We start from the raw sequence: 25,193 nt of genomic DNA on the forward strand, positions 1-25,193 counted from the left end.
GTCACGAAGCGAAGCGCAGCCCTCTTCCTCTGAAGGGGGCCGCGCAGCGGAAGGCCATGATCGGTGCATAGAAACGGCACGCTGACTACAAATCCGCGCCAGCCTGACTACAAATCTGCCGATCCGCGATCAGACAGAATCAAAGCCGGAGATGCGGAAATCCGCATCTCCGGCTTCACGGATTTCAGGCCGCGCGATCGAGCAGCTTCTTCGCCTTGCCCTCCATGTCGAGGCGGGCGTCCTGGTGCGCCTTGTCACGTGCGACCGCCGTGATGCCCTGCACGAAGTCGAAGATGCTCTCGGGCGGCCGACCTTCCTCGACCAGCACCGCGTCGATGATCTTGGCCGTCTCGCCCTTCGAGAAGCCGCGCCGGCGAAGGAAGTCGCTGCGGTCCTCATCGGTCCGCGCCACGATCCGCTCACGCGCCGCCTTGATGCCGTTGACGAAAGGCATGGGCGATGAATTGGCGAAGTTGAGGAGCGCCGGGGCCGCCTCATGGGCGAAGCGCGAGGCGGCGTATTTGCTGTGGCGGATGCTGATTTCCTCGAAATCCTCGACGCCCCAGAGGTTTCGATTCTGGCACACGGCGCGCAAATAGAAGCTCGCCATGCCAAGCGTCTTCGCGCCGACCTCGGAGTTCCAGGCGTAGAAGCCGCGGAAGAACAGGTCGGGCGAGCCATCCGGCAGGCGCCCCGCCTCGATAGGGTTCAGGTCGTCGACGAGGAACACGAAAACGTCGCGGTCGCTGGCGTAGAGCGTCGTCGTGTCCTTCGAGATGTCGACGCGAGGATTGTAGATGCCCGTCGACCAGTCGAGCACGCCCGGCACCTTCCAGCGCGTATCGCCCGTGCCGTTGCCGGCGATGCGCTGGACCGCCTCGACCAGTTCGTGGTCATAGATGCGCCCATAGTCCGGGCCGGTAACGGCGCGCAGTTCAACGCGGCCGGTGTCGGTCTCCAGCGTCTTGATCTGCTCGGCGCGGTTCGAGGTCAGGCCATATTGCAAATTGATGCCAGCAAGGGCGGCGGGAAGCTGGCGCAAATAGGCCGCCGGGGCGCCGACCTGGGCGGCGAGCTGACCGAAGCTCCAGTGCGTCGGCGCCACTGGCGCCTCGGCGCCGGGCAGGACCAGCGACAGTCGCTCGGGATCGCTTCGGCTCGCCTCGACATGGATCAGCGCGGTTTCCACGACGCGGGTCCGGCTACGCTCGGACCTATCGCGCACCGAGCGGGCCAACTCGTCCAGCGACAGAAACCGCTCGTCATCCGGCCTGGAAAACCACTCCGACGACACCCGACCGACTCGCTCGCCGCGCGTGACATCCACCTTGTAGCCGCCGCTGAGATCGCGCCGGGCGTCGAGAACCTGCATGTTCATGGGAAAATCTCCATGACGGGCGCCGAAAGCCTCTCTCTCGGCGCTCCACCCGTCACGGAAATCTGTTCCGCACTCTCACTCTAACGGGGGCGTTGCGGGGTCTCCCCCCGCAGACGGGGTCGGCCGAGACCACGGCTCGGACGGAGGGGAAGACTTTCCCCAACTCACTTCCGGAAAACTTGCGATACAAATCAGCGGCTCCTTGACTACAAATTTGCCGAGACAGATATTGCAAATCTGCCGGAACCGGAGCGGGCATGTACGAGCGATTCGTTGAAAGGCGGGCGGAGGAGGCCCTCGGGGACACTCCGGTCGTCTTGATCGTGGGGCCGCGTCGGGCAGGCAAGACTACGCTAGTCCGGAAAATGGGTGACGATGATCGGACCTACAGCACGCTCGATGACCAGACTGTCCTTGCGGCCGCACAATCTGACCCAGCTGGCTTTATCCGAGGGCTGGACCGCGCGATTATCGACGAGATCCAGCGCGCGCCCGATCTCCTGCTGGCGATCAAGAAGACAGTCGATGAAGATTATCGTCCCGGCCGTTTCCTGCTGACGGGCTCCGCCAATGTGCTGACCTTGCCGCGCGTCGCCGACAGTCTCGCGGGACGGATGGAAACGATCCGGATGTTGCCATTGGCGCAGGCGGAAATCGCAAATCGGGCGCCGACCTTCCTGGAGCGTTTGTTCGAGGGGCGATTGCAGAGCCAGAAGGAAAGCGTCGTAGGCGACGAACTGATCCAAACCGTTTTGCGGGGTGGCTTTCCCGAGGCAATTGGCCGCGAAAGCGAGCGGCGTCGGCAGGATTGGGCGCGTTCCTATCTCACCTCAATCCTGACCCGGGACCTGCGCGACATCGCCGAAATCGAGAAACTGACCGAACTCCCGAAATTCGTGCGGCTGCTTGCCGAGCATTCGGGGCAGCTCGTGAACTACTCTCAGCTTGCTGGCGGCATAAACGTCAATCAGAGGACTGCGCAACGTTATGTCGGTCTGCTCGAACAGGTGTTCCTGATCGCAACTTTGCAGCCGTGGTTCACCAATACGCTCAAACGAATCGTTAAGACGCCCAAACTGCATTTTCTGGACTCGGGGCTGCTGGCGGCTGCGCGTGGACTGACCTTCGATCGCATCAAGGCGGATCGCGGCACGTTTGGCGCTCTGCTGGAAAGTTTCGTGTTCGCGGAGGTTCTGAAGCTGATGACAGCATCAGATTTGCGTCTGACGCCACATCACTATCGTGACCGGGACACGCGCGAAGTCGACATCGTGTTGGAGCGCGATGATGGCATGGTCGCAGCCATCGAGGTGAAGGCTAGCGCAACAGTCAAGGCCGGCGACTTTTCAGGCCTACGAGCCTTGGCGGATGCCTGCGGCGAACGCTTCGCGTTCGGCGTGGTGCTTTACGATAGCACTGATGTCGTCTCCTTCGGCGATCGCCTGGCGGCGGCGCCGCTTTCGAGCTTGTGGGCGTGAGGACGCGCTGATGAAAATCATCGACAACACGTCTTTGCTTCTCGGCGATGACCTCAAGGCGACGCTCGGGCGTGGCGCTCGCCTCAAGATCGCTGCTTCGTGCTTCTCGATCTATGCGTTCGAGGCGCTCCGCGCGGAGTTATCCAAGGTGGAGAGCCTTCAATTCATTTTTACTGCGCCCACGTTTGTCCCGGTGGATGTGACGGACCGCCTTCGCAAGGAACGACGCGAATTTTTCATACCCAAAGGGAGTCGGGAGCGCGGTCTCTACGGAACCGAATTCGAGATCCAGCTTCGCAACAAGCTGACGCAGCGTGCGGTTGCGCGGGAGTGCGCCGACTGGATTCGCAAGAAGGCACGCTTCAAGTCGAATACGACGAAAGCGCCGATGCAACAGTTCGTCCACGCGGGGTCCGAAGCGGGCGATGTCGCCTATATGCCGATCAGCGGCTTCACGGCCGTCGACCTTGGTTATCAGAAAGGCGATGCCGTCTCCAACCTGGTCACGCGCATCGATGACGCCGCGCATACCCAAGTCTACCTGCAACTGTTCAATCAGATCTGGAACGACGAGGATAAGGTCAGCGATGTCACCGCCGCCATTTGCGACCACATCGAGTCGGTCTACCAGGAGAACTCGCCCGAGCGAATTTACTTCCACATCCTCTACAATCTCTTCCAGGATTTTCTCGAAGAGGTCGATCAGGATGCCCTGCCTAACGACTTGACGGGTTACAAGGACAGTCTCGTCTGGAACAAGCTGTTCAACTACCAACGGGATGCCGCGACAGGGATCATCAACAAGCTGGAAATGCACAACGGCTGCATTCTGGCGGATAGCGTCGGCTTGGGTAAGACCTTCACGGCGCTTGCGGTGATCAAGTATTACGAACTACGCAATCGGTCGGTTTTGGTGCTGTGCCCGAAGAAGCTCGCGGACAATTGGCGCAACTACAACACCAATCTGACGACGAACATCTTCGCGAAGGACCGCTTCAACTATGATGTCCTGAGCCACACCGATCTTTCGCGCACATCGGGCGAGTCCTTTGGCATCCCGCTGAACCGCGTCAACTGGGGCAATTACGATCTCGTCGTCATCGACGAGTCGCACAACTTCCGGAACAACGACGTCTACAAGGACCGGGAGACCCGCTACCAGAAGCTGATGAACAAGGTCATCCGCGCCGGTGTGAAGACCAAGGTTCTGATGCTGTCGGCGACGCCGGTCAACAACCGGTTCAACGACCTGCGCAATCAGCTCGCGCTGGCCTATGAGGGGGATTCCGAGAACCTCAGCCGCAAGCTGAAAACCAAGACCGGGATCGAGGAGATTTTCCGGCGAGCCCAGAAAGCGTTCAACGCCTGGTCGGAATTGCCGCCACAGGAAAGAACAGCGGCCGCGATCCTGAAGGCCCTTGATTTCGATTTCTTCGAAATGCTCGATGCGGTGACCATCGCCCGGTCGCGCAAGCACATCGAAACCTTCTACGACACCAAGGATATCGGCAAATTCCCGCAGCGCCGAAAGCCACTGTCGTACCAGTGCCCGATCACCCACCGCTCCGACGTGCTCGGCCTCAACGACATTTTCGCCAACCTCTCGGTGCTCAAGCTCGCAGTCTACGCGCCGATCAGCTACATCCTGCCAAGTCGGCTCCGGAAGTACGAAGAAATCTACGACACCCAGGTTGAGGGCGGCCGCGGCAAGCTGCGTCAGGCTGACCGCGAGCGGAGCCTTCAGGCTCTGATGACGACGAACCTGCTAAAGCGGCTGGAAAGCTCGGTCGAAGCCTTTCGGCTCACCTTGCGCGCGCTGAGCGGCAACATCGCGCAGACGCTTCAGGCGATTGAGACCTACGAGCGCACGGGCGCCGCCGCGAGCGTCACCGACCATCTCGGAGATCCGGGCTTCGATCCCGATGACGAGGATCTCGGCGGCCTTGACGAGTTCACGGTCGGCAAGAAGATTCAGATCAGCCTTGCGGACATGGACTTGCCGTCGTGGAAGCACGACCTTGGCGCAGACCTCGCGTTGATCCGCGACCTGATCGTCTCGATGGACAAGGTGGGGCCAGAAGATGACGCGAAGCTTCAGCACTTGAAGACTCTCATCACCCGCAAGGTCGATGGCCCGCTCAATCAGGGCAACCGCAAGGTCATCATCTTCACGGCCTTCGCGGACACTGCCAAGTACCTGTATGCCAACCTCGCTGCGGCGTTTCTCCAGTCGCATGGCCTGCACAGCGGCATGGTGACCGGTTCCGACGCGCCGAGGAGCACGTTGAAAAAGAGCTACGATTTTCAGTCTCTGCTGACGCTCTTCTCGCCAAGGTCAAAGGACAAGCGGCTGATCCTGCCGCACGAGGCGGGCGAGATCGACATCCTGATCGGGACGGACTGCATTTCCGAAGGGCAGAACCTTCAGGATTGCGACTACCTGATCAACTACGACATCCACTGGAACCCGGTGCGCATCATCCAGCGGTTTGGCCGCATCGACCGTATCGGGTCGCCCAATGCGCAAATCCAGCTCGTCAATTACTGGCCGGAAATCTCGCTGGACGAGTACATCAATCTCAAGGAACGCGTCGAAAACCGCATGATGATCGCCGACGTCACGGCGACCGGCGACGACAACGTTCTGACGGCGAAGAGCAGCGACATTGCTTACCGGAAAGAACAGCTCAAGCGCCTCCAGGAGGAGGTGATCGAGCTGGAGGATGTCCGAACCGGGGTCTCCATCACCGACCTCGGCCTCAACGATTTTCGCATGGACCTCTTGAACCACATCAAGGAGCACGGCGACCTTGAGCATTTGCCCAACGGCATGCATGCGGTGGTGCCAGCGCAGTCGGCGCTGGGACTGAAGCCAGGCGTGATCTTCGCGCTCAAGAACATCCACGACAGCGTGAACATCAATCAGCAGAACCGGCTGCACCCCTATTATCTCGTCTATGTCGGCCACGACGGCGGGGTCATCATCGACCATACCGAGGTGAAACGCCTGCTCGATCTGATCCGCACGAGCTGCAAGGGTCAGGCGGAACCGATCCGCACGGTTTGCCAGCTGTTCAACGCGCGGACGCAGGACGGTCGCAAGATGGAGCAATGCTCCGCACTGCTGAGCGCCGCGATCCGCTCGATGATCGAGGTCAAGGAAGAGAAGGACATCGATAGCCTGTTCAGTGGTGGCCGGACCACGGCGCTGGTCCACACCATTGCGGGCATCGACGATTTCGAGCTGATCGCTTTCCTCGTGATCGAGGAGGCGGCCCCATGACGACAGCCTTCTTCGACTATCCCAAGGCCGCAGCGTTCGGCCGTGTCGTCCCCAAAAGCCGGATCTATGAGCACGCCGGCGCGGGCACAGCGCTTCGGGACCTGTTCGTCACCCAGGTCGATCAGATCGTCTGGAAATACAAGCTCGCGCCGGAAACGACGAACCTCGCGGCGACGAAGGCCGTCAGCGAAATCCAGGTGTTCGGCATCAGCCTGCGCACCGGCAAGCTCGACGACGACGTGTTGCGGGCCATCGACCGCGCAATTCCGTTCCCTTTGATCTTCGAACTCAGCTGGTCCGGGAAGCGCAAGGCGGTGGCCGCCTTCAAGCGGCCGAGCGAGGCGGATGTCACCAAGTGGGTTGTCAGTGCGTATTTCGCCACCGATTGGGCGCCAGACGATGCGCCGCGTCGGCCGCTGCCGGTCGCGCTCAATCTTGGCGGCCTCTACGACGCCCTCATCACGGCACTGATGCCAGAGGTCGCCGCTGAGGCGGATCACATCAGCGAGGACATCCAGACGCGCGTGGCGCGGATGGAGGCGATCCGGACCAAGACGCGGGAGGTGGAGCGGATCAAAGGCCGCCTGACCCGCGAGAAGCAGTTCAACAAGCGCGTGGCGATCAATGCCGAGCTGCGCGCCGCACGGCAGGAACTGGAGCGCCTATCGGGCGCCGCTCCCGTCGCTGCCACGACGAATGAGTAAGGGAATGACGATGGACAAGTTGAAGATGCACAGCCCTGACCTGAGCCAGGAGAACATCGCGAAAATCCGCGACCTGTTCCCCGGCTGCGTGACCGAGGCGCGCGACGAGGCTACGGGACACCTGCGTCTGGCTGTAGACTTCGATCAGCTGCGCCAGGAGCTGAGCGACGACATCGTCGAAGGGCCACAAGAGCGGTACCGGTTGGATTGGCCCGGAAAACGCGAGGCGCTGATCACTGCGAACTCCCCCGTCTCAAAAACCTTGCGACCTGCACAGGACGAAAGTGTCGACTTCGACACGACGAAGAACCTCTTCATCGAGGGCGACAACCTTGAGACCCTGAAACTGCTACAGGAAACCTATCTCGGTCAGGTCAAACTGATCTACATCGACCCTCCCTATAATACTGGGAAGGACTTCATCTACAGGGATAACTTCACCGCAGACAAGGAGCAGTTCGAAATCGACGCGGGGGAGAAAACTGCCGAAGGCGGGCGTCTGGTGTCGAACCCGGATACGCGCGGTCGATATCACTCGGACTGGATGTCGATGATCTACGCTCGACTGACGGTCGCCAAGCGGCTGTTGAAGGATGATGGGATCATCCTCGTCAGCATCGACGACTACGAACAGGCCGCGCTCCGAAAGGTAATGGATCAGGTCTTTGGCGAGGCCAATTTCGTGGCCCAACTGATCTGGGAGAAGGGCCGAAAGAACGATGCAAAGTTCTTTTCCGTTGGTCACGAATACATGATGGTTTTCGCGAAGAACGTGACTCGGTTACGCGAGAAGCAAGAAATCTGGCGGGAAGAGAAGCCCGGTGCGCGCGATATCTGGGCCGAATTCGTCAGGTTGCGCGGAGTTCATGGTGATAACTTCAAGGCCATCGAGGCTGACCTTTCTCAATGGTACTCCGACCTGCCGAAGGGCCATCCAGCAAAGAAGTGGGCGCGGTATAAGCGCGTCGACGAAAACGGTCCGTGGCGAGATCGCGATATCTCTTGGCCCGGTGGTGATGGACCGAGGTATGATGTGATTCATCCAGTGACAGGGGTTCCTTGCGAAGTCCCCGAAGCGGGCTGGAGATATTCGACGTCCCAGGAGATGCAGAGGCAAATCAAGGTCGGACTTGTCGAGTTCCGCGACGACCACACGCAACCGCCTTTCAGGAAGGCGCATATTCGACCTATCCCCGAAGAGGCGGATGGAAGCCAAGTCGACTCGAACGATATTGATGACGACAGCGAAGAGGAAACGGACTTCGCCACGCAGGTTCGCGGTTCATATTTCTACAAACAATCTCAAGTCTCTGTAAAATACCTGCGCAAGCTCATGGGTGCGAAGGTTTTCACGAACCCGAAAGATCACGATGAGTTGGCAAAGCTGATCGAATATATGACGCCGAATGATCGTTCAGCTCTTGTGATGGACTTCTTTGCTGGATCGGCCAGTACCGCCGAAGCTGTCTTCAGGGCCAATGCCACCTATGGAACTAATCATCGTTTCATTATGGTGCAGCTCCCCGAGGATTTGCAGGAGGCAGAAGCCTCGACTACGGGAACCGCAAAAAAGACGGTGCAGGCCGCGATCAAGCTCATGAGGAAGAATGGTCGATCGCTCGTCTTGTCTGAAGTGTCGAAAGAACGCGTGAGACAGGCAGGGGCAGCGGTGTTGTCGGAAACTTGCGATCCGGGTTGGAATCGCGATGTCGGCTTCCGGGTCCTGAAGGTCGATACGTCCAACATGCAGGACGTCTATTATCGCCCGGACCAGGTCGATCAGAAGGATCTGCTCACAGCCATCGACAACATCAAGCCCGACCGTGGCCCTGAGGATCTGCTGTTCCAGGTGCTCGTCGATTGGGGCGTGGATCTGACGCTGCCGATCCGACGCGAGACCATACAGGGTAAGACCGTGTTCTTCGTGGACGGAAATGCGCTGGTTGCCTGCTTTGAGACGGGCGTGACGGAGGAACTCGTGAAGGAGCTTGCCGGCCGCGAGCCGCTGCGCGTCGTGTTCCGCGACAATGGCTTCGTCTCCGACGCGGTGAAGATTAACGTCGAACAGGTCTTCCGCCAGGTTTCTCCCGGCACCGACGTCAAGTCGATCTGAGGGGGCGACCGTGAAGCTGAAATTCAAGGTCCAGCCCTACCAGACGCAGGCGGTGACCGCAGTCGTCGACTGCTTCGCCGGGCAGCCGATGTCGAACGGCATCACCTACCGGATCGATCCCGGCCGGAAGGCGCAAACGAGCGCCTTCGAGGAAGGGTTCAAGAACGCCGATCTGGCGCTGACCGAGCTTCAGGTGCTGGCCAACATCAAGGATGTCCAGAGCCGCCAGAACCTGCCGGTTTCCGACAAGCTGGTCGCCAACGCTGGCTGCCGGATCAACCTCGACATCGAGATGGAGACGGGGACCGGCAAGACCTATTGCTACATCAAGACGATCTTCGAGATGAACAAGCGCTACGGCTGGTCGAAGTTCATCATCATGGTGCCGTCGATCGCCATCCGTGAGGGCGTCTACAAATCGCTGCAGATCACCGCCGACCACTTCACCGAAAGCTACGGCAAGAAGGCGCGCTTCTTCATCTACAATTCCAAGCGCCTGCACGAGCTGGAGAGCTTTTCGTCGGACGCCGGCATCAACGTGATGGTCATCAACATCCAGGCGTTCGCGGCGCGCGGCGCCGACAACCGCCGCATCTATGAGGAGCTGGACGACTTCCAGTCGCGCAAGCCCATTGACGTGATCGCCAGCAATCGGCCGATCCTGATCCTCGATGAGCCGCAGAAGATGGAGGGCGCGGCCACGATGGAGGCGCTGCCCAAGTTCAAGCCGCTCATGATCCTGCGCTATTCGGCTACCCACAAGACGCAGCATAACCGCGTTCACCGGCTCGATGCGCTCGACGCCTACAACCAGAAGCTGGTGAAAAAGATCGCGGTTCGGGGCATCCAGACGCGCGGGCTCGCTGGCACAAACGCCTACCTCTATCTGGAGGGAATCGAGATCTCGAAGAAGGCGCCGGTGGCGCGGATCGAGATCGAGGTGAAACTCGCGAGCGGCGAGATCAAGCGTCAGCTTAAGCGATTGGAGTTCCGGGACGACCTGTTCGCAAAGTCCGAAGAACTGGACCAGTACCGCGACGGCTTCACCATTTCCCAGATCGATGCGCGCAACGACACGGTCGAGTTCACCAATGGCGTGGTGCTGCGCGCCGGAGAGGCAACGGGCGACGTGTCCGAGCGCGACATCCGGCGCATCCAGATCCGCGAGACGATCAAGGCACATCTCGACAAGGAGAAGCAGCTCTTCGTCCAGGGTATCAAGGTGCTGTCGCTGTTCTTCATCGACGAGGTGGTGAAGTACCGTGACTACGCCCAGCCCGATGAGAAGGGCGAGTATGCCCGCGTGTTCGAGGAGGAGTACGAGCTTCTCAAGGCGGAGTATCTGGCTGAGTTGGCGATCGATAACGACGCCTACCGCAAGCACCTGTCGGGCATCGATGCGGCCAAGACGCACAACGGCTATTTCGCGATCGACAAGAAGACCAACCGGCTGAAGGATCCCGCCGTCGGGGCTCGGTCGGTCGATTCAGACGACGTGGACGCCTACGACCTGATTCTGAAGGACAAGGAACGGCTGCTGTCCTTCGCAGAGCCGACGAGGTTCATCTTCTCACACTCAGCGCTGCGTGAAGGGTGGGACAATCCCAACGTCTTCGTCATGTGCATGCTCAAGCACAGTGACAATACCGTTTCGCGGCGCCAGGAAGTGGGCCGGGGGCTGCGCCTGTCGGTCGACCAGAACGGCGATCGCATGGACAACCCGGCGGTGGTCCACGATATCAACGTGCTGACCGTCGTCGCGAGCGAGAGCTACAAGAACTTCGTCGCCGGCCTCCAGAAGGAAATCGCCGACACGCTGACCTCTCGGCCGCGCAAGGCAAGCGAGGCGTATTTCACCGGGAAAACGATCACCACAGATACAGGCTCGATCGAGATCACGCCGGCCATGGCGAAGCAGATATACCGCTACCTCGTGAAGAACGACTATTCCGACGACACGGACCAGATCACCAGCGCCTACCATCAGGCGAAGGAAGCCGGAACTTTGGCGGCTTTGCCGGACGAGTTGAAGGCGCACGCCGATCAGATTTTCCAGATCATCGACAGCGTATTCAGCGACGCGCAGCTGCCGAAGGTGGAGGACGGCCGCAAGCCGAAGACCAATCCGCTTAATGAGAATTTCGAGAAGAAGGAGTTCCAGGAGCTTTGGCGGCGCATCAACCAGAAGGCCGTCTATCGGGTCGAATTCGACTCCGACGAGTTGGTTCGCAAATGCGTGAGCGCTCTCGATAGCCACCTTCGCGTGACGCCGCTCCAGTACACGGTCCAGACCGGCATCCAGGGCGACGGGTTGACCGATGAGCAGCTCAAGGCGGGTGATGGTTTTGCCCTTACAGGCTCAACGACCGAGCGCGGAGGATCAGTCCATTCGCTCGTGAAATACGACCTCCTCGGGAAGATCGCCGAAAACACGGAACTCACGCGCAAAACTGCAGCCGAGATCCTGACGGGCATTCAGGCCAGCGTTTTCGGACAGTTCAAGGAGAACCCCGAGCACTTCATCGCCGAGGCATCGCGGATCATCGCCGAGCAGAAGGCAACGATGGTCATCGAGCGGCTGGCCTATGACGGGCTGGCCGAACGCTACGACGTCGACATCTTCACCGCGAACCAGACCGGCCAGGACTTTTCCAAGGCGTCGGCCAAGCTCAAGCGGCACATCTACGACTACGTGGTCACCGACTCCGAAATTGAGCGCAAATTCGCAGACCGGCTCGACGTTGCCAGCGAGGTGGTCGTTTATGCCAAGCTACCGCGCGGCTTCCTGATCCCGACACCAGTGGGCGACTATAACCCCGACTGGGCAATTTCCTTCAAGGAAGGAAGCGTAAAGCACATCTACTTCGTCGCAGAGACCAAGGGCACCATGTCCACGATGAAGCTCCGCGAGATCGAGAACACCAAGATTGCTTGCGCCCGAAAGTTCTTCGATGAGATCGGTCAGCGTGTGTCGGAGGATCGGGTCAAGTATGACGTGGTGACGAGTTACGAGAAACTGATGGATATCGTGGGACGCGCGACAGCCTAACGCCGATAAGTTTTGAGGGAGAAGCTATGCGAGTTCGACGCCTCAAGATCACAAACTTCCGGGGTGTCTCTCAGGGCAGCGTCGATTTTTCCGGCCATACGCTTCTTGTGGGTGGCAACAATATTGGAAAGTCGACCGTGTGCGAGGCGCTTGATCTCGTCCTGGGACCGGAAAGGCTTTTTCGAAGACCCGTTGTTGACGAGCACGACTTTCACTGCGGACGATATTTGGCGGCGGACGGAATTCCCATCGAAATCCGTATTGAGGCAATCCTTGTCGATCTCTCCGAAGAGGCAACACGCCGGTTCGGCGGTCATTTACGCCGGTGGGACGATAAGGCCGGCACCTTCATCGACGAAGGGGATAACGGGCTCGCCGAGGCCGACGCGCTTGGAGCGGTCTGGGCCCTACCGCTGCTATTTATCGGCCGCTACGATCGGGAGGAGGACGATTTCGTCGGGAATACCTTTTTCGACCATCCAACCAAGGAAGTCGATGCTCTCGATGAGGAGTCCGAGATAAAGCTTGGACAAGGGCGCGTTCCGTTCACGCGCGCGCACAAGCGGCTTTGCGGCTTTGTGTTTTTACGGACCCTGCGGACCGGGTCACGAGCGCTAAGCCTTCAGCGGGGGTCTTTGCTCGATTCGGTCCTAAAGCTCGGCGGGGCTGGCGCGGTTGAGATGTGGCAGGATACGCTCGGCCGACTGCAAGGCCTCGACCCTGGAATCGGCGAGATCGAGCAGTTGAAGCAAATTCGCGCCGAAGTCAGGTCGCGTATGGGCCGTTTCGTGAATCTCGCGCCAGGCGATAACTCTACAGCGTTCTTCGCGTCGGACCTGACGCGCGAGCATCTGCGCGAGGTCGTGCGTCTGTTCATCGCTGCACAGCCAGGGCAACATCTCGTACCGTTCGGCCGACTTGGCACCGGCTCGATTAATTTATTGGTCTTTGCGCTGCTGACATTCATCGCTGAGCTGAAGGACAAGCAGTCGGTGATCTTCGCGATGGAGGAGCCCGAGATTGCGCTGCCACCGCATACGCAGCGCCGCGTCACACGCTTCGTGCTGGCCGAGATGGGGCAATCCATCGTCACTTCGCATTCGCCCTATGTGATTGAGCAATTCGATCCATCGCAGATCGTCATCCTTAGCCGCGACGAGGGTGGGGCGCTGACGGGCCAGCCGATCGACGCTCAGGCGGTTAAGCCAAAGACCTACCGGACGGAGCGTCGCCAGTTCGCCGAGGCGATCCTGAGCCGGGCGGTGCTGGTCGTTGAGGGCTCGACCGAGGCGTCGCTGTTTCCGGTTGCATCGTCTATAATGGAGGCCTCGCTGCCTGCGGACACTTACATGCATTTCGATCTTGCCGGCGTCAGCGTCTTTGACGCCGGCGCGGACAATGCAGTGCCGCGTCATGGCCCGATTTTCTCTGCGCTCGGCAAGCTAGCCTTCGGGTTTTACGACAAGCCGAACGCCGCATTTGGTCAAGATTCTCTCGAAAAGCTGAAAAGCTACACTCAGGTCTGGGAGTCGCCCGAGAAGGGTATCGAGAACGTCCTTGTCAAGCAGATGCCGATCCCGGTCGTGCGGCGCTTTCTCGACGAAGTGAAAGATCGGTCCGATTATCCCCCTGTCGGGACCTATGATCCGGCGGCCAGTGATGCGGACGCAGCGGCATTGGCTATCAAAGTGCTTAAAGCCCGCAAGGGCGAGGCCTATGGATATGCGGCGATGTTGATCGCGCAGTGCCAGACCGCGGCGGAACTGCCCGCGACGATCCGCGAGATCCTGGAGGCAATTCATAAGTGTCTTAGTGCTGTACCCGATGACATTGCCGCACCTGTGCCTGGCGATTTCGGGGACTTGCTGGAATGAAGTTGGAGCTGTGCGAGAAGCGAAAGGCGATCATCGGGCAGGCCGGGCACCTGCTGGTGCTCGGTGGACCCGGCTCAGGCAAGACGACGATTGCGCTATTCAAGGCACAAGCCCGCTTCGCGACGCTTAAGCCCGGTCAGGAAGTTCTGTTCCTGAGCTTCTCTCGTGCGGCGATCCGGCAGGTCCTCCTACGCTGCAAAGAAATCCTGACGCCGAGCCAACGCAGGGCCGTCGTGGTCCAGACCTACCACGCGTTCTGTATGGAGACGACAATCAGTGGCGGATTGTGCGGGCGCTCGCCCAAGTGACCGACGTGTTCTGTCTGGCGGATCCGGAACAGCGGATATTCGATTATCGGGACGACATCGATCCTCGCCGTCTGGACATTCTACGCGAGGCTGTCGCGATTGCCGAATTCGATCTCGGCGGTGACAACCACAGGAGTCCAAATGCCGGCATCCTTCAGTTTGCCGATGCGGTATTGCGCAATCAAAGTCCGCTGCCGGCAACACCTGACGTCAAGCAGGTGAGCTATTGGGTGAACGCGTTCCCCGCGACGGTTCACGCGGCGGTGATCTGGACTTTCAGCGCTTTGCGAAAAAAAGGTGTCGAGAAGCCTAGTGTCGCGGTGCTGTCGCGGAGCAACTCGCTCATCGCGGACCTTTCAGTTATCCTTTCGGAGCCTCATACCTACAATAATCAGCCGCTCTCCGTTATTGAGCATGATGTCGTGTGGGATGCGGAACTATCGGCTGCGGCGGCAGTCGTCGTCGCATCGATCCTGGAGTGGCCGACGGGACCAGCCGAAGAGAGCCTAACGCGGACACTTCGCGTGATTGCAGGCTTCTACAGGTTGAAAAATGCCGAAGAGCAAACCAATGCCTGTTGAGTAGCGCCGAGAATTGACCCAGGATTATCACTGAGAATTGACCCGGGTGGATGTGGGATATGTGCTGCCCAAGGCGAGCAAGGTCAAGGTTTGGGTTTATCCCTTTCTGGCTTTGGGAGTGGCGGAACTGGCCCTGAATCGGAAGCTGTCATTGCCGGTTTCTAGGATGTGGCAGTGATGGGTAAGGCGATCCAGCAGGGCGGTCGTCATCTTGGCATCGCCGAAGATGCTGGCCCACTCGCTGAAGCTGAGGTTGGTGGTGATCACGACGCTGGTACGCTCATACAGCTTGCTGAGCAGGTGGAACAGCAGCGCCCCACCTGACGGGCTGAAGGGCAGATAGCCCAGTTCATCCAGGATGATGAGGTCGAGCTTAAGCAGCCGCTCGGCCAGTTGGCCAGCCTTGTTGGCCGCCTTTTCCTGTTCCAGCGCATTGACCAGATCGACGGTGGCGAAGAAGCGCACCTTCCTTCGGTGGTGCTCGACAGCCTGGACGCCAAGGGCGGTGGCAATGTGACTTTTGCCGGTACCGGGCCCGCCGATCAGCACCACATTGTCGGCACTGTCGATGAAGTCGCCACGGTGGAGCTGACGCACCAAGGCTTCGTTGATCTCGCTGGCGGCAAAGTCAAAGCCGGCCAGATCCTTATAGGCCGGGAAGCGAGCAGCCTTGATCTGATAGGCGATCGAGCGAACCTCACGTTCAGCCATCTCTGCCTTGAGCAACTGGGACAGCATGGGGACGGAGGCTTCGAAGGCAGGCGCGCCCTGCTCGATCAGGTCACCGACGGCCTGAGCCATGCCGTACATTTTGAGGCCGCGCAGCATGACGACGACGGCGGCGCTGGCGGGATCATGACGCATGACGCATCTCCCTCAGCGTATCGTAGCGACCAACATCGGCTTTGGGCTCCTTGCCGAGGCGCAGAGCCTGCGGTGCATCGATGGGAGGAGCTGGTGGTGCCTTTCCGTCGATCAGGCGGTGCAGCACGTTGAGCACATGGGTTTTGGTTGCCACCCCATCCTCAAGCGCCAGTTCGACAGCGCGCAGGACGGCCTGTTCGTCATGGTGCAAAACAAGCGAGAGGATCTCGACCATCTCCTTGTCACCACCAAGTCGCTTGAGCAGTTGGGATTGCAATTGCCGGAAGGTTTCGGGCATCTCCAGAAAGGGGGCGCCATTGCGCAAGGCGCCGGGTTTGCGCTGAATGACGGCGAGATAATGCCGCCAATCATAGATCGTGCGCCCCGGCTTCTGGTGGGATCGATCAATAATCCGGGGATGTTCGCACAGGATTTGCCCTTCCGCGACGATGACAAGACGCTCAGGATAAACGTGCAGACTGATCGGCCGATTGGCGAAGGAGGCTGGCACGCTGTAGCGGTTGCGCTCGAAGGCAATCAGGCAGGTGGGCGATACGCGTTTGGTCTGCTCGACGAAGCCGTCGAAGGGCCGCCCCATGGGCATCAGATTGGCCACCTCGTCGGCGTGCACATCGGCAATGGTGCCGGGGAGTGCGCCGTGCTGGATGTCTGCCCATTGCGCGATGCATCGTTCCTCAAACCAGTCGTTGAGAGCCGCAAGATCCGGGAAGCTGGGCATAGGTTGCCACAGGCGGTGGCGTGCATCCTGAACGTTTTTCTCGACTTGTCCCTTCTCCCAGCCTGAAGCTGGATTGCAGAAGTCGGTCTCGAACAGATAGTGGCTGGCCATAGCCGCAAACCGCGCATTGACTTGGCGCGCCTTGCCGCGGCCGATTTTGTCGACCGCCGTTTTCATATTATCAAAAATCCCGCGCTGCGGCACGCCGCCCAGCACCCGGAATGCCTGCGTCAGGGCATCAAACAACATCTCATGTGTCTGCAGCAGATAAGCCCGCACGATGAACGCGCGACTATGCGCCAGCTTGGTATGGGCCACCTGCAGCTTGACCTGCTTGCCGCCCAAAACCGCATAATCCTCGCTCCAGTCGAACTGGAAGGCTTCGCCAGGCTGGAAGGCCAGCGGAACGAAAGTTCCGCGCCCGCTGGTCTGCTGCTCATACTGGCGATCGCGCTTCCAACCGCGGGCAAAGGCCGCCACGCGAGTATACGAGCCGTCATACCCGAGTGCGACGAGATCGGCATAAAGCTGCTTGGCAGTGCGCTTCTGTTTGCGCGACTTGCCCGATTCCGCCCTAAGCCAACCCGTCAGTTTCTCGGCAAATGGGTCCAATTTGCTCGGCCGGTCGGGAACCTTGAACACCGGTTCCACCGCGTCGGCACGAAGATATTTGCGGATTGTGTTGCGAGATAAGCCGGTGCGCCGTTTGATCTCGCGAATGGGTATGCCTTGGCGAAAGTGCCAGCGGCGGATCACACTGAGTAGGTCCATGTCGATCACTCCGATGCCTCCCGACTGTCAGCCGGGGGCGAGGAAAGCATGGGTCAATTCTCAGTGATAATTTCTGCCTCTCCTGGGTCAATTCTCGGCGCTACTCAACACCATATCGCTGATCGATGCGATTTCCGCGCTGTCCGGCGCGAGCACCCGGTCAATGAACGAATCGATGATCGACAACGCATCGCCACCGGCATCGATCGCATCGCCGAGATGCTGCGCCAGAATCTCGCACGAGCGGCGATAACTCTGGAACACCAGGTCTTCCTGGTCTGCGAAATAGTAATAGAGCGCGGCGCGCGAGACACCCAGTTCTTCGGCGATCGCCGGTAGGGAGACCGATGAGACCCCGATCCGGTTGAGAATGCGCGCTGCCACCACAAGCACACGAGTCCGCTTGGAACCCCGCGCCGAGCGCGATTTCAGTTTCTGTTCGGTCACAGGCCCTTTCACCACAAGGCGGCACTTTACGTCAACTGGTCACTTTGCACCCATATGTAAAATACGCTTGACAGCGATGTGACGTTCAGATTTATCTTTGCCCCGAAATGTAAAAAACCATGATGCGGCTGCGGCATTGCAGCGCTGATGACAGGGTTCGGAGAGGGAGATTTCGATGCTGAAGATTCGGTCCGCGTTGTTCATGTCGGTTGCCGCCCTGGCATTCGCCCCACCCGCAGCTGCGCAAGAAGCAGCGACCAGCGGCGATGCCGCCGTCGGCGCTGGCGAAATCATTGTGACTGCGCAGAAGCGCCAGGAGAGTGTACAGAACATTCCCGCGGCGATCACCGCGCTGACGGCTGACGCACTTGCGCAACGCGGCGCCAGCACGGCGAACAGTCTGCAGTTCATCGTGCCGAGTACGCAGATTGGCAATCTGCTCGGCCAGACAGCCGTCACGATCCGGGGGGTCGGCTTGAATCAGGGAGCGCCGGGCGTGGCAATCCACGTCGACGGCGTGTACCAGGCGCGCCCATCGATGGGCGACCTGCTGCAAGTCGACCTCGAGCGCGTTGAAGTGCTGCGCGGGCCACAGGGCACTCTCTATGGCCGCAATGCCAATGGCGGCGTGGTGAATTTCATCACCAAGGCGCCGACCGACAAGTTTGAAGGCTACGCGCTGGCGAGCTACGGCAACTACGACGAGGCGCGCCTTCAGGGCGTCGTCAACATACCCGTGTCTGAAGGCGTTCGCGCTCGGCTGCTGCTGGACTGGACCAAGCGCGGGGATGGCTTCATCAAGAACATCATTCCCGGCGGGCAGGACTTGGACAAGGCGGAAACGATGTCCGGGCGCCTACGGGTCGATCTGCTGCCGACCAGCAATCTCAAAATCGAGCTGAAGGGCGAATTCCTCAACAGTGATGGACCATCGCAGTACTTTACGCTGCACAACTATCCCGCACCCTTCGCGATCTATCTCAATCCCGTGTTGGCAACTGCTACCTACTCGTTCGAGCCGTGGAGAACCTCGGCCAATGATCCAGTCAACACCAGGCGGCGGTATCTCGGCCTGTCTGCGGTAACGACGCTTGACCTGGGCAAGGTCACACTGAAGTCGATCAGTGGCTACAACAAGTTGACCGACGATTCACTGTCGGACGATGACGGCATCAACGTCTCGATGTTCCCGGTCCGACGCGCGTATTTTTCCAAGACCTTTACCCAGGAATTCAACGCTGCCTACAGCGACAAGATGGTCGATGCTGTCGCCGGTGTGTTCTATCTGAACGACAAGCTCGATCACACCCTAGACCACAACTTGAAGGAAGGGTTCGCCGTCACCTTGCTGCCAGACAACGGCCTTCCGCCGGGTAGCCAACTCTTGTTCCGGATACCGGACTACAGGTCGGAAGTTAAGGCGGCCTTTGCCGATGTGACATTGCACCCGACGGACCGCCTGAGCCTCATCGCCGGGGTCCGTTATTCGAAGGAAAAGCAATCCCAGACCCAGCAGAACAACATCACCTGGGGGCCGGGGGCGCCAATCTATACCTGTCCGCTGCGAACCAACGATGTGGAGTTTACCTCGACCACCCCGCGGTTCGGTGCGCGTTACGAAGTTTCAAGCGATGCGAACGTCTACGCAACGTTCTCGAAGGGGTTCAAGGCAGGTGGCTTCAATCTTTATGCCTGCGATAATCAGTTCAATCCGGAAAAGCTGACGGCGTACGAAGGCGGCGTCAAATTGCGCCTTCTTGATCGCACCCTGACGCTCAACCTCTCGGCTTTCAAATACGATTACGACAATCTCCAGATCAGCCAGGTGATCGGCCTTGCCCGCTTCATCACGAATGCGGCCGCCGCGAAAGTAAAGGGACTCGAGATCGAGACGGCATGGCGTCCCGACCGCCACTGGATGTTCGATGCGAACGTCTCGCTGCTCGACGCGAAGTATGCCAGCTTTTCGAACGTCGATGGGATGAATCCGGCACTCGGCGTGCAGGTGCTCGATGGCAAGCGTCTCAGCCAGGCTCCTCAATTTTCGAGCAACATCGGGCTAGGCTACCGCACCACACCCGGCGCATTCGGCACGTTCACCATCAGGGCTGATGTCAGCCAGCGAAGCACGGTGTTCTTCCGCGAATTCAACGGACCACTTGATGCACAAGGCAGCTACGCGCTGCTGGACATGGGGCTTGTCTGGGACAGCCCGAACGATCGTCTACACGTCCGGGTCTATGGCAGGAACCTGACGAACAAGGCGTATATCGCGCAGATGGATGCGTCTGACAGTTTCGGCGCCCGGTTCGTCACTTGGGGAGCACCCCGCCAGTATGGCATCGAAGCGAAAGTGAACTTTTAGGATCTCTCCCCTGGCGCGCCGTGCCTAACCCAGGGCGCGGCGCGCCTTCTTTTTTGTTGATGACGCCTTAAGCGCACTCGCCTGATCCCACGGAGAAGCAGACATGACCGAAAGCGAGATCGCCTCTTTCAAGCGCCGCTGGAGTGAACGGACTGCGGCACTGGCGCGCGGTCCAGCACCAACTATCGATCAGCAACGCGCTGCTTTCGATGCCGAGCATGGCGCGGTCCCGCCGGCCGATAATTGCACGATCGAGCCGATCAACAACGGTACGGTGCGAGGGGAGCGGATCGTGCCGACTGGTGCCGACACCAGCAAGGCCCTGCTCTATCATCACGGCGGAGGGCATGCCTTTGGCTCGTCGCTCAGCCATCGTCACCTGGTCTCGCGGCTGGCAAGCGCGGCTGGAGTGGTCGCCTACAACATGGACTATTCACTGGCGCCAGAGAACCCTTTCCCAGCGGGATTGAATGATGCGGTCAACGCCTGGCAATATGTCCTTGGCGAGGGTTTCGAACCGGACGACATCGTGGTTGGCGGTGAATCCGCCGGCGGCAACTTGACCCTGGCGCTGGTTCTGAAGCTTCGTGAGCTAGGCTGTGCTCTGCCGGGTGCGATCTACCTCCTCAGCCCGTGGCTCGACTTGACGCAAAGCGGCGAAGCCTTCGACATCTGCGCGCCCCGCGATCCAATGGTGTCGCATGAGGCGCTTCAGGCGATGGCAGATATCTACTGCGCTGGCCACGCACCTGAGGATCCGCTGATTTCACCGCTCAATGGCGATCTGGTTGGGCTACCGCAGCTACTGATCCAGGTTGGAACTGACGAAGTCCTGCTCGGCGATGCCACACGCCTTGCCCACCGCGCTGCATTGGCGGGATGTGACATAACATTGCGCGTCTGGCCCGAAATGATCCACGCCTGGCCGCTCTTCCAGAATGAGCTTCCCACTAAAGGCAAGGCCGCAATCGCTGAGGCAGGTCAGTGGATTGCAAAGAGATTGGGAACTTCGGGCAAGTGACCATTACAAATGCGCGAGCGCGACAAGGCCACCGGGAAATCGAGAGTCGCATGCCCGTTGAGCGGCCCAGCTAAAACCGCTGACAAAGCCGCCGTTCAGCCGTTCAAATCGGCTTCTCGAAACCTTCCATTCGTTCAACAAACTCTCAGGACGGATCGACCGACCAAATCTCGGTCAGTCGGCTTTTCTGCGCCTGGACCATGTAAAGCGACATTCGCTGAGCGCGCCTAGGTAGCGACCAATTCGGCGATTTTGGTCGCGACTTCCGCCATCGACTCTTCGGCAGTGTTCAGCCCGGCTCGGGAAGCTAGCAGGAGGCTGACCTGCTCAAGCTCTTCATAGGTCGTTCCATGAACAACCGGGACGAGTCGTTCACGCCGGAGGAGCGCCGAAAGCTCTTTGTCTGCAACGCCTTCGGCCGGGAGACGCCGCAACATTGCCGGGGTCACCAAAACGATGCCGACGCGCGAATTGATCAGGCCTTTGTCAATTGCCCGCATCATCGGTACGCCGAGACCGAGGTCTTTTTCGCTGAACCACACGCGGACACCGCGCGCTTCGAGCAAATCATGCAGTTGCTTGGCAGAGCCCTGCCTGTCATCCCACGCGTGACAGAGAAACACGTCCCGAAGGTCGGGCTGCGACTCCGCCAGATCTTCGACGTTTTGTCGAATTGGCGTGAACGCTTGCACTTGCTCAGGCGTGTACCACACTGCCGAACCTGCTCCCGACCAGCGAGGCTTCGCGGTGCGGCGAGACCCGCCAACGCTACTCTGGCCGCCGCGACTGCTTCCTGACGAGGAGCTAGAAGGGGGGTAGGACGAAGAGTAAGAGGTCGGGGAATACGATGAGTAAGACCTGAAGCCACGATAGCGGGGGCCGCACACAGGGCAGTCTGCTCCACCGCCACGTGTATGGCCTCTTACTGGTGCCGTGCATCTAGCCATGTATTTTCTTCTCCTTACTAGGCTTGCTTGGAAGTCCGAGCCGTCGGGGCCATCAGGTTGTGTACATCTCTGATCTTTGGTGCAGCACCCTCGCCCGCGGCGAAGTCGGCAATCGCCAGCGGCGGCTTGCGGTCCCCGAACCTGCCGCCCATGCGCCGCACAAATTCTTGCGCCAGTCGCCCAAAATCAAATCGTAGGTCCTTCGGCTTGCAGCATTCCGCATATCGCGCCGACAGGGATCCGCAGCCGCAGAGTTCGTCATCTTTGCATTGGACCAGACGATAATAGGGATTCAGCATCTCGTTGGGCGGGGGCAGAGAATATTGCCTCCCCGGCCATCGACCCAGGAGCTTCAAGTGAAGATGGCGAAGCGCCCACACCGTATAAAGGTCGATCAGCGACGTCAGATCGCCACCCTCGACCCAAGCATTATCGCCGGGCGAAAACGCACATATCGATCCATCGAAAAAATTTGTGTGCCGAGGCCCTATCCAAAGCGGGCCGCCGGGGCCATTCCAGAAGCCCCAAGCACGTGGTCCGGCTCCGGGCACAAACGGCAGGGCGACAAGAAATGTGGCTCCATAGTCCAGGCCCGACAAAACTGAGCTTTGGGTCTGGAGCCACATTCCGTCATCATCAAGGAACACGCGGGACGCAGGATATGCCTTTTCAAGGCTCGCTACCTGCGCTTCGTAGGCGGTCCGAAGCAGGCCGCCGCTGATCCGTGCGGAGGCACCGGCCTGCCGTGTTCGACGGGGCGTCCCTTTCCGTTGGGCGGCCCCTTTCCGTGACCCGGCTGCGGGTCCTCTCGGTCTTTGCTGTTCATCGTCAGTTTCCTTGCCCAGTGCTGATGGTGCGACATCGGACGTGCTGGGCATAACCACGCCGTTGTCGAACACGTGAGGGAAGGCATTGGCGTCCAGTTGCCTGCCGATGCTCGCCAGTGCCTCCTGAACTGAGTGATTCACAGCGCCATTCCCCGCTCGAACGGGCGGCGCATCTCGACGGCCAATGATGTGGCCGGATCGATCTTTGCCGCTTCAGTTTCGACTCAGGCAGGACTGCCTGAGCGCATAACCCGTATGGCGAGGAGTGCGGGATATGTCAATTACCACAAACATTGCAACGTGCTTATTGCAAACATATGTTTGTGTCGTTGACATCACCGGTGCACTCTGGCAAGGCGACAGCATGGAAAATGCCGCAGTTTATGGGTTATTGGGGCGGGCTGTCGCCGCGCGCCGAGATGAGATTAATCTTACCCAACAGACCTTGGCGGATAAGATCGGCCTCTCCCGAGCATCCGTCGCGAACATCGAGAGCGGTCGACAGAAGGTTTTGCTACATCAGGTCTACGCATTGGTGCGAGCCCTTGGCCTGAAGAGCATTACGGATTTGGTCCCATCGGCTCCATTGCCGGAGACGGCGAGCAAAAGTGAACCTCAGATTGCGCTTTCTCGTAGCGACCTTTCCGACGACGAAATGGCAAGCGTCGCCCAGTTCCTTCAAGCCGTACTACCTGAATCGCAATCCAAATGAGCTATGGGCAAGACACTGCGCGACAAGCTGCGCGCGAGATTCTCACTGAGTTCGGTGTGGAAGCGGCCCCCGTTCCCGTTGAGAGGATCATCAAGAAGAAGTGTATACGCCTTCAATTCTCGCCGCTTGATGAGGCGCTCTCTGGCATGGCCGTCATCAAGGACGACGTTGCAGTGATTGGGGTAAATGCACTCCATCACCCCAATCGGCAGCGTTTCACGATGGCTCATGAATTAGGACATCATATTCTGCACCGCGAGCATCTGATAGGGACCGTGCATGTCGATAAAGGCTTTGCGGTATTCATCGGCGGCCAGCGGGCGATGCTGCGCGATGAGAAATCCGCCGAAGGCACGGACATTATGGAAATTCAAGCTAACGCCTTCGCCTCTGAATTGCTGATGCCCAGCTTCCTCATTGAGAAACTAATAGACTTGTCATCATTCGGGCTGGAAGATGTTGATCAGTTGAATGCGCTTGCCAAGCGCTTCAAGGTAAGCCCTCAAGCAATGCAATACAGGCTAATGGCATTCAATTAGGCTGACCAAAAGGGGCGTGGATGTGAGTTTCGTTTTCTACGATACCGAAACTACGGGAATCAGCACGGCCTTTGACCAGATTCTTCAGTTTGGCGCTGTCCATACTGACGAAAATCTCAACGTCTTGGAACGCTTTGAGATACGTTGCCGACTTCAGCCACACATCATCATGTCGCCCGGTGCGATGCTCGTCACCGGCGTTACGATCGAACAGGCCAGCCATCCCGACTATCCTTCGCATTATGAGATGGTCCGCGCGATCCGACAAAAGCTGACCCAGTGGTCGCCAGCAATCTTTGTTGGTTACAACAGCATGGCATTCGACGAGGAATTGCTTCGGCAGGCGTTCTACCAGACCCTTCACGATCCCTACCTAACCAACAAGCAGGGCAACACGCGCGCGGATGCTATGCTGTTGGTCAAAGGCGTTGCCCAGTTTGAGCCCGGTTGCCTGGTGATCCCCGCCAAATCGAATGGCAGGCCGAACTTCAAATTGGACGCTCTGGCTCCGGCCAATGGTTTCGATCACCAGAACGCTCATGACGCCATGGCCGATGTCGAGGCGCTGATTCATCTGTGCAAGATCGTAGCCGAGGAAGCGCCGCAGGAATGGTCGAATTTCATACGGTTCTCGCAGAAGGCCACCTGCGCGGATTTCCTTGGTGCGGGTGATCCCATTCTGCTTAGCGAATATTATTCGTTCGGCGGTCAGAAACATTTTCCGGTCATTTGCATCGGTTCCGACATGGAGCAGCCAAACAAGCACCTATGCTTCGACCTCTCCCATGACCCGAGCGATTTCAGGACGCTCGATCATGCTGCACTGATTCAGTGCATCAAGAACGGCCCCAAGCCACTACGCAAAACAAAGATCAACGCGGCACCCTCAATTCGTGACATCTATGACGCCCCCGCTTGGTGCCTTGGCGGTCTCTCCGTCGACGACATTGAAGCGCGAGCCCAACTTGTTCTAGCCGACGCCGAGTTTATCGCACGCCTAATCTCGGCTTACGAAGCTAGCAAAGAGGAGTATCCTGAATCTGATCATGTTGAGGAACGAATCTATGGAGGTGTAGACCGGCGTGCAAAATTGACCCCGTTTGAGGGGTAATCGGCGTCTAAAATTGACCCCACCCTTGGGCATGTTTGAGGCTGTCCGTTTGTGCATACGAACGGCGAGGGCGGGGATGTTG

At 59.2% G+C, this 25,193-nt stretch carries 19 protein-coding genes; 13 read left to right on the plus strand and 6 right to left on the minus strand.

The genetic code is table 11. The features are described 5' to 3' along the window. Positions 1-184: 184 nt before the first annotated feature. A complete protein-coding gene (locus POM99_RS20060; RefSeq protein WP_277280469.1) occupies positions 185-1,378 on the minus strand; it encodes a DUF932 domain-containing protein in 1,194 nt (397 codons plus the stop codon). Between the two features lie 257 nt (positions 1,379-1,635). Here POM99_RS20060 and POM99_RS20065 point away from each other — a divergent pair, with 257 nt between their 5' ends. From POM99_RS20065 to POM99_RS20100, 8 genes are read left to right on the plus strand one after another with little or no spacing between them, the layout of a single operon-like run. Continuing rightward, positions 1,636-2,856, plus strand: coding sequence for an ATP-binding protein (locus POM99_RS20065; protein ID WP_277280470.1), 1,221 nt, complete (start codon positions 1,636-1,638; stop codon positions 2,854-2,856). A gap of 10 nt (positions 2,857-2,866) precedes the next feature. Then, entirely contained in the window at positions 2,867-6,139 is a 3,273-nt protein-coding gene (locus POM99_RS20070) for a helicase-related protein (protein WP_277280471.1), read from the plus strand. Further along, on the plus strand, positions 6,136-6,843 hold the full coding sequence (locus POM99_RS20075) for a DUF4391 domain-containing protein (RefSeq protein ID WP_277280472.1): 708 nt from the start codon (positions 6,136-6,138) through the stop codon (positions 6,841-6,843). The genes POM99_RS20070 and POM99_RS20075 overlap by 4 nt, the downstream gene beginning before the upstream one ends. Before the next feature lie 10 nt (positions 6,844-6,853). Then, on the plus strand, positions 6,854-8,956 hold the full coding sequence (locus tag POM99_RS20080; protein WP_277280473.1) for a site-specific DNA-methyltransferase: 2,103 nt from the start codon (positions 6,854-6,856) through the stop codon (positions 8,954-8,956). Between the two features lie 10 nt (positions 8,957-8,966). Then, the gene (locus POM99_RS20085) at positions 8,967-12,005 is read left to right on the plus strand and encodes a type III restriction-modification system endonuclease (RefSeq protein ID WP_277280474.1); all 3,039 of its coding nucleotides are present in this window, start codon (positions 8,967-8,969) and stop codon (positions 12,003-12,005) included. A gap of 26 nt (positions 12,006-12,031) precedes the next feature. Next, on the plus strand, positions 12,032-13,879 hold the full coding sequence (locus POM99_RS20090) for an ATP-dependent nuclease (RefSeq protein WP_277280475.1): 1,848 nt from the start codon (positions 12,032-12,034) through the stop codon (positions 13,877-13,879). After that, positions 13,876-14,187: a UvrD-helicase domain-containing protein gene (locus POM99_RS20095; RefSeq protein ID WP_277280476.1), complete on the plus strand. Its 312-nt coding sequence runs from the start codon at positions 13,876-13,878 to the stop codon at positions 14,185-14,187. Before POM99_RS20090 ends, POM99_RS20095 begins: the two co-directional genes overlap by 4 nt. Then, positions 14,184-14,768 (plus strand): hypothetical protein, encoded by a 585-nt coding sequence (locus POM99_RS20100; protein ID WP_277280477.1) that lies wholly within the window; start codon positions 14,184-14,186, stop codon positions 14,766-14,768. The genes POM99_RS20095 and POM99_RS20100 overlap by 4 nt, the downstream gene beginning before the upstream one ends. A gap of 96 nt (positions 14,769-14,864) precedes the next feature. Here the strand turns inward: POM99_RS20100 and istB are convergent, their stop codons facing one another. The 3 genes from istB to POM99_RS20115 form a co-directional block, all read right to left on the minus strand. Then, a complete protein-coding gene (gene istB, locus POM99_RS20105; protein ID WP_277280478.1) occupies positions 14,865-15,632 on the minus strand; it encodes an IS21-like element helper ATPase IstB in 768 nt (255 codons plus the stop codon). Then, the gene (gene istA / locus POM99_RS20110; RefSeq protein WP_277280488.1) at positions 15,622-17,142 is read right to left on the minus strand and encodes an IS21 family transposase; all 1,521 of its coding nucleotides are present in this window, start codon (positions 17,140-17,142) and stop codon (positions 15,622-15,624) included. The genes istB and istA overlap by 11 nt, the downstream gene beginning before the upstream one ends. A gap of 87 nt (positions 17,143-17,229) precedes the next feature. Next, positions 17,230-17,589 carry a TetR/AcrR family transcriptional regulator gene (locus tag POM99_RS20115; protein ID WP_277280479.1) on the minus strand — a complete coding sequence of 120 codons (360 nt, stop codon included), beginning with the start codon at positions 17,587-17,589 and terminating at the stop codon, positions 17,230-17,232. Between the two features lie 175 nt (positions 17,590-17,764). Between POM99_RS20115 and POM99_RS20120 the strand changes: the two genes are divergently transcribed. Together POM99_RS20120 and POM99_RS20125 are read left to right on the plus strand one after the other, a co-directional pair. After that, complete coding sequence (locus tag POM99_RS20120) at positions 17,765-19,954, plus strand: TonB-dependent receptor (RefSeq protein ID WP_277280480.1); 2,190 nt, start codon at positions 17,765-17,767, stop codon at positions 19,952-19,954. Between the two features lie 103 nt (positions 19,955-20,057). Continuing rightward, on the plus strand, positions 20,058-20,975 hold the full coding sequence (locus POM99_RS20125; protein ID WP_277280481.1) for an alpha/beta hydrolase: 918 nt from the start codon (positions 20,058-20,060) through the stop codon (positions 20,973-20,975). A gap of 227 nt (positions 20,976-21,202) precedes the next feature. On the opposite strand, the gene POM99_RS20130 is transcribed toward POM99_RS20125, so the two are convergent. Both POM99_RS20130 and POM99_RS20135 read right to left on the minus strand, forming a co-directional pair. Then, a complete protein-coding gene (locus POM99_RS20130) occupies positions 21,203-21,688 on the minus strand; it encodes a toll/interleukin-1 receptor domain-containing protein (protein WP_277280482.1) in 486 nt (161 codons plus the stop codon). 251 nt (positions 21,689-21,939) lie between these two features. Then, complete coding sequence (locus POM99_RS20135) at positions 21,940-22,890, minus strand: hypothetical protein (RefSeq protein WP_277280483.1); 951 nt, start codon at positions 22,888-22,890, stop codon at positions 21,940-21,942. 133 nt (positions 22,891-23,023) lie between these two features. Here POM99_RS20135 and POM99_RS20140 point away from each other — a divergent pair, with 133 nt between their 5' ends. From POM99_RS20140 to POM99_RS20150, 3 genes are read left to right on the plus strand one after another with little or no spacing between them, the layout of a single operon-like run. Continuing rightward, the gene (locus POM99_RS20140) at positions 23,024-23,461 is read left to right on the plus strand and encodes a helix-turn-helix transcriptional regulator (RefSeq protein WP_277280484.1); all 438 of its coding nucleotides are present in this window, start codon (positions 23,024-23,026) and stop codon (positions 23,459-23,461) included. Then, positions 23,458-24,000 carry an ImmA/IrrE family metallo-endopeptidase gene (locus tag POM99_RS20145; protein WP_277280485.1) on the plus strand — a complete coding sequence of 181 codons (543 nt, stop codon included), beginning with the start codon at positions 23,458-23,460 and terminating at the stop codon, positions 23,998-24,000. The genes POM99_RS20140 and POM99_RS20145 overlap by 4 nt, the downstream gene beginning before the upstream one ends. Positions 24,001-24,022: 22 nt before the next feature. Beyond that, a complete protein-coding gene (locus POM99_RS20150) occupies positions 24,023-25,111 on the plus strand; it encodes an exonuclease domain-containing protein (protein WP_277280486.1) in 1,089 nt (362 codons plus the stop codon). The last annotated feature ends 82 nt before the right edge of the window (positions 25,112-25,193 follow it).

The sequence above is a fragment of the Novosphingobium cyanobacteriorum genome, assembly GCF_029436685.1.
GTDB lineage: Bacteria > Pseudomonadota > Alphaproteobacteria > Sphingomonadales > Sphingomonadaceae > Novosphingobium > Novosphingobium cyanobacteriorum.

Bases quoted from the DNA above. Each gene is read 5' to 3' on its own strand.
- POM99_RS20060 (WP_277280469.1), bottom strand. From the start codon at position 1,378: ATGAACATGCAGGTTCTCGACGCCCGGCGCGATCTCAGCGGCGGCTAC.
- POM99_RS20065 (WP_277280470.1), top strand. From the start codon at position 1,636: ATGTACGAGCGATTCGTTGAAAGGCGGGCGGAGGAGGCCCTCGGGGAC.
- POM99_RS20070 (WP_277280471.1), top strand. From the start codon at position 2,867: ATGAAAATCATCGACAACACGTCTTTGCTTCTCGGCGATGACCTCAAG.
- POM99_RS20075 (WP_277280472.1), top strand. From the start codon at position 6,136: ATGACGACAGCCTTCTTCGACTATCCCAAGGCCGCAGCGTTCGGCCGT.
- POM99_RS20080 (WP_277280473.1), top strand. From the start codon at position 6,854: ATGGACAAGTTGAAGATGCACAGCCCTGACCTGAGCCAGGAGAACATC.
- POM99_RS20090 (WP_277280475.1), top strand. From the start codon at position 12,032: ATGCGAGTTCGACGCCTCAAGATCACAAACTTCCGGGGTGTCTCTCAG.
- POM99_RS20095 (WP_277280476.1), top strand. From the start codon at position 13,876: ATGAAGTTGGAGCTGTGCGAGAAGCGAAAGGCGATCATCGGGCAGGCC.
- istB (WP_277280478.1), bottom strand. From the start codon at position 15,632: ATGCGTCATGATCCCGCCAGCGCCGCCGTCGTCGTCATGCTGCGCGGC.
- istA (WP_277280488.1), bottom strand. From the start codon at position 17,142: ATGGACCTACTCAGTGTGATCCGCCGCTGGCACTTTCGCCAAGGCATA.
- POM99_RS20120 (WP_277280480.1), top strand. From the start codon at position 17,765: ATGCTGAAGATTCGGTCCGCGTTGTTCATGTCGGTTGCCGCCCTGGCA.
- POM99_RS20125 (WP_277280481.1), top strand. From the start codon at position 20,058: ATGACCGAAAGCGAGATCGCCTCTTTCAAGCGCCGCTGGAGTGAACGG.
- POM99_RS20140 (WP_277280484.1), top strand. From the start codon at position 23,024: ATGTCAATTACCACAAACATTGCAACGTGCTTATTGCAAACATATGTT.
- POM99_RS20145 (WP_277280485.1), top strand. From the start codon at position 23,458: ATGAGCTATGGGCAAGACACTGCGCGACAAGCTGCGCGCGAGATTCTC.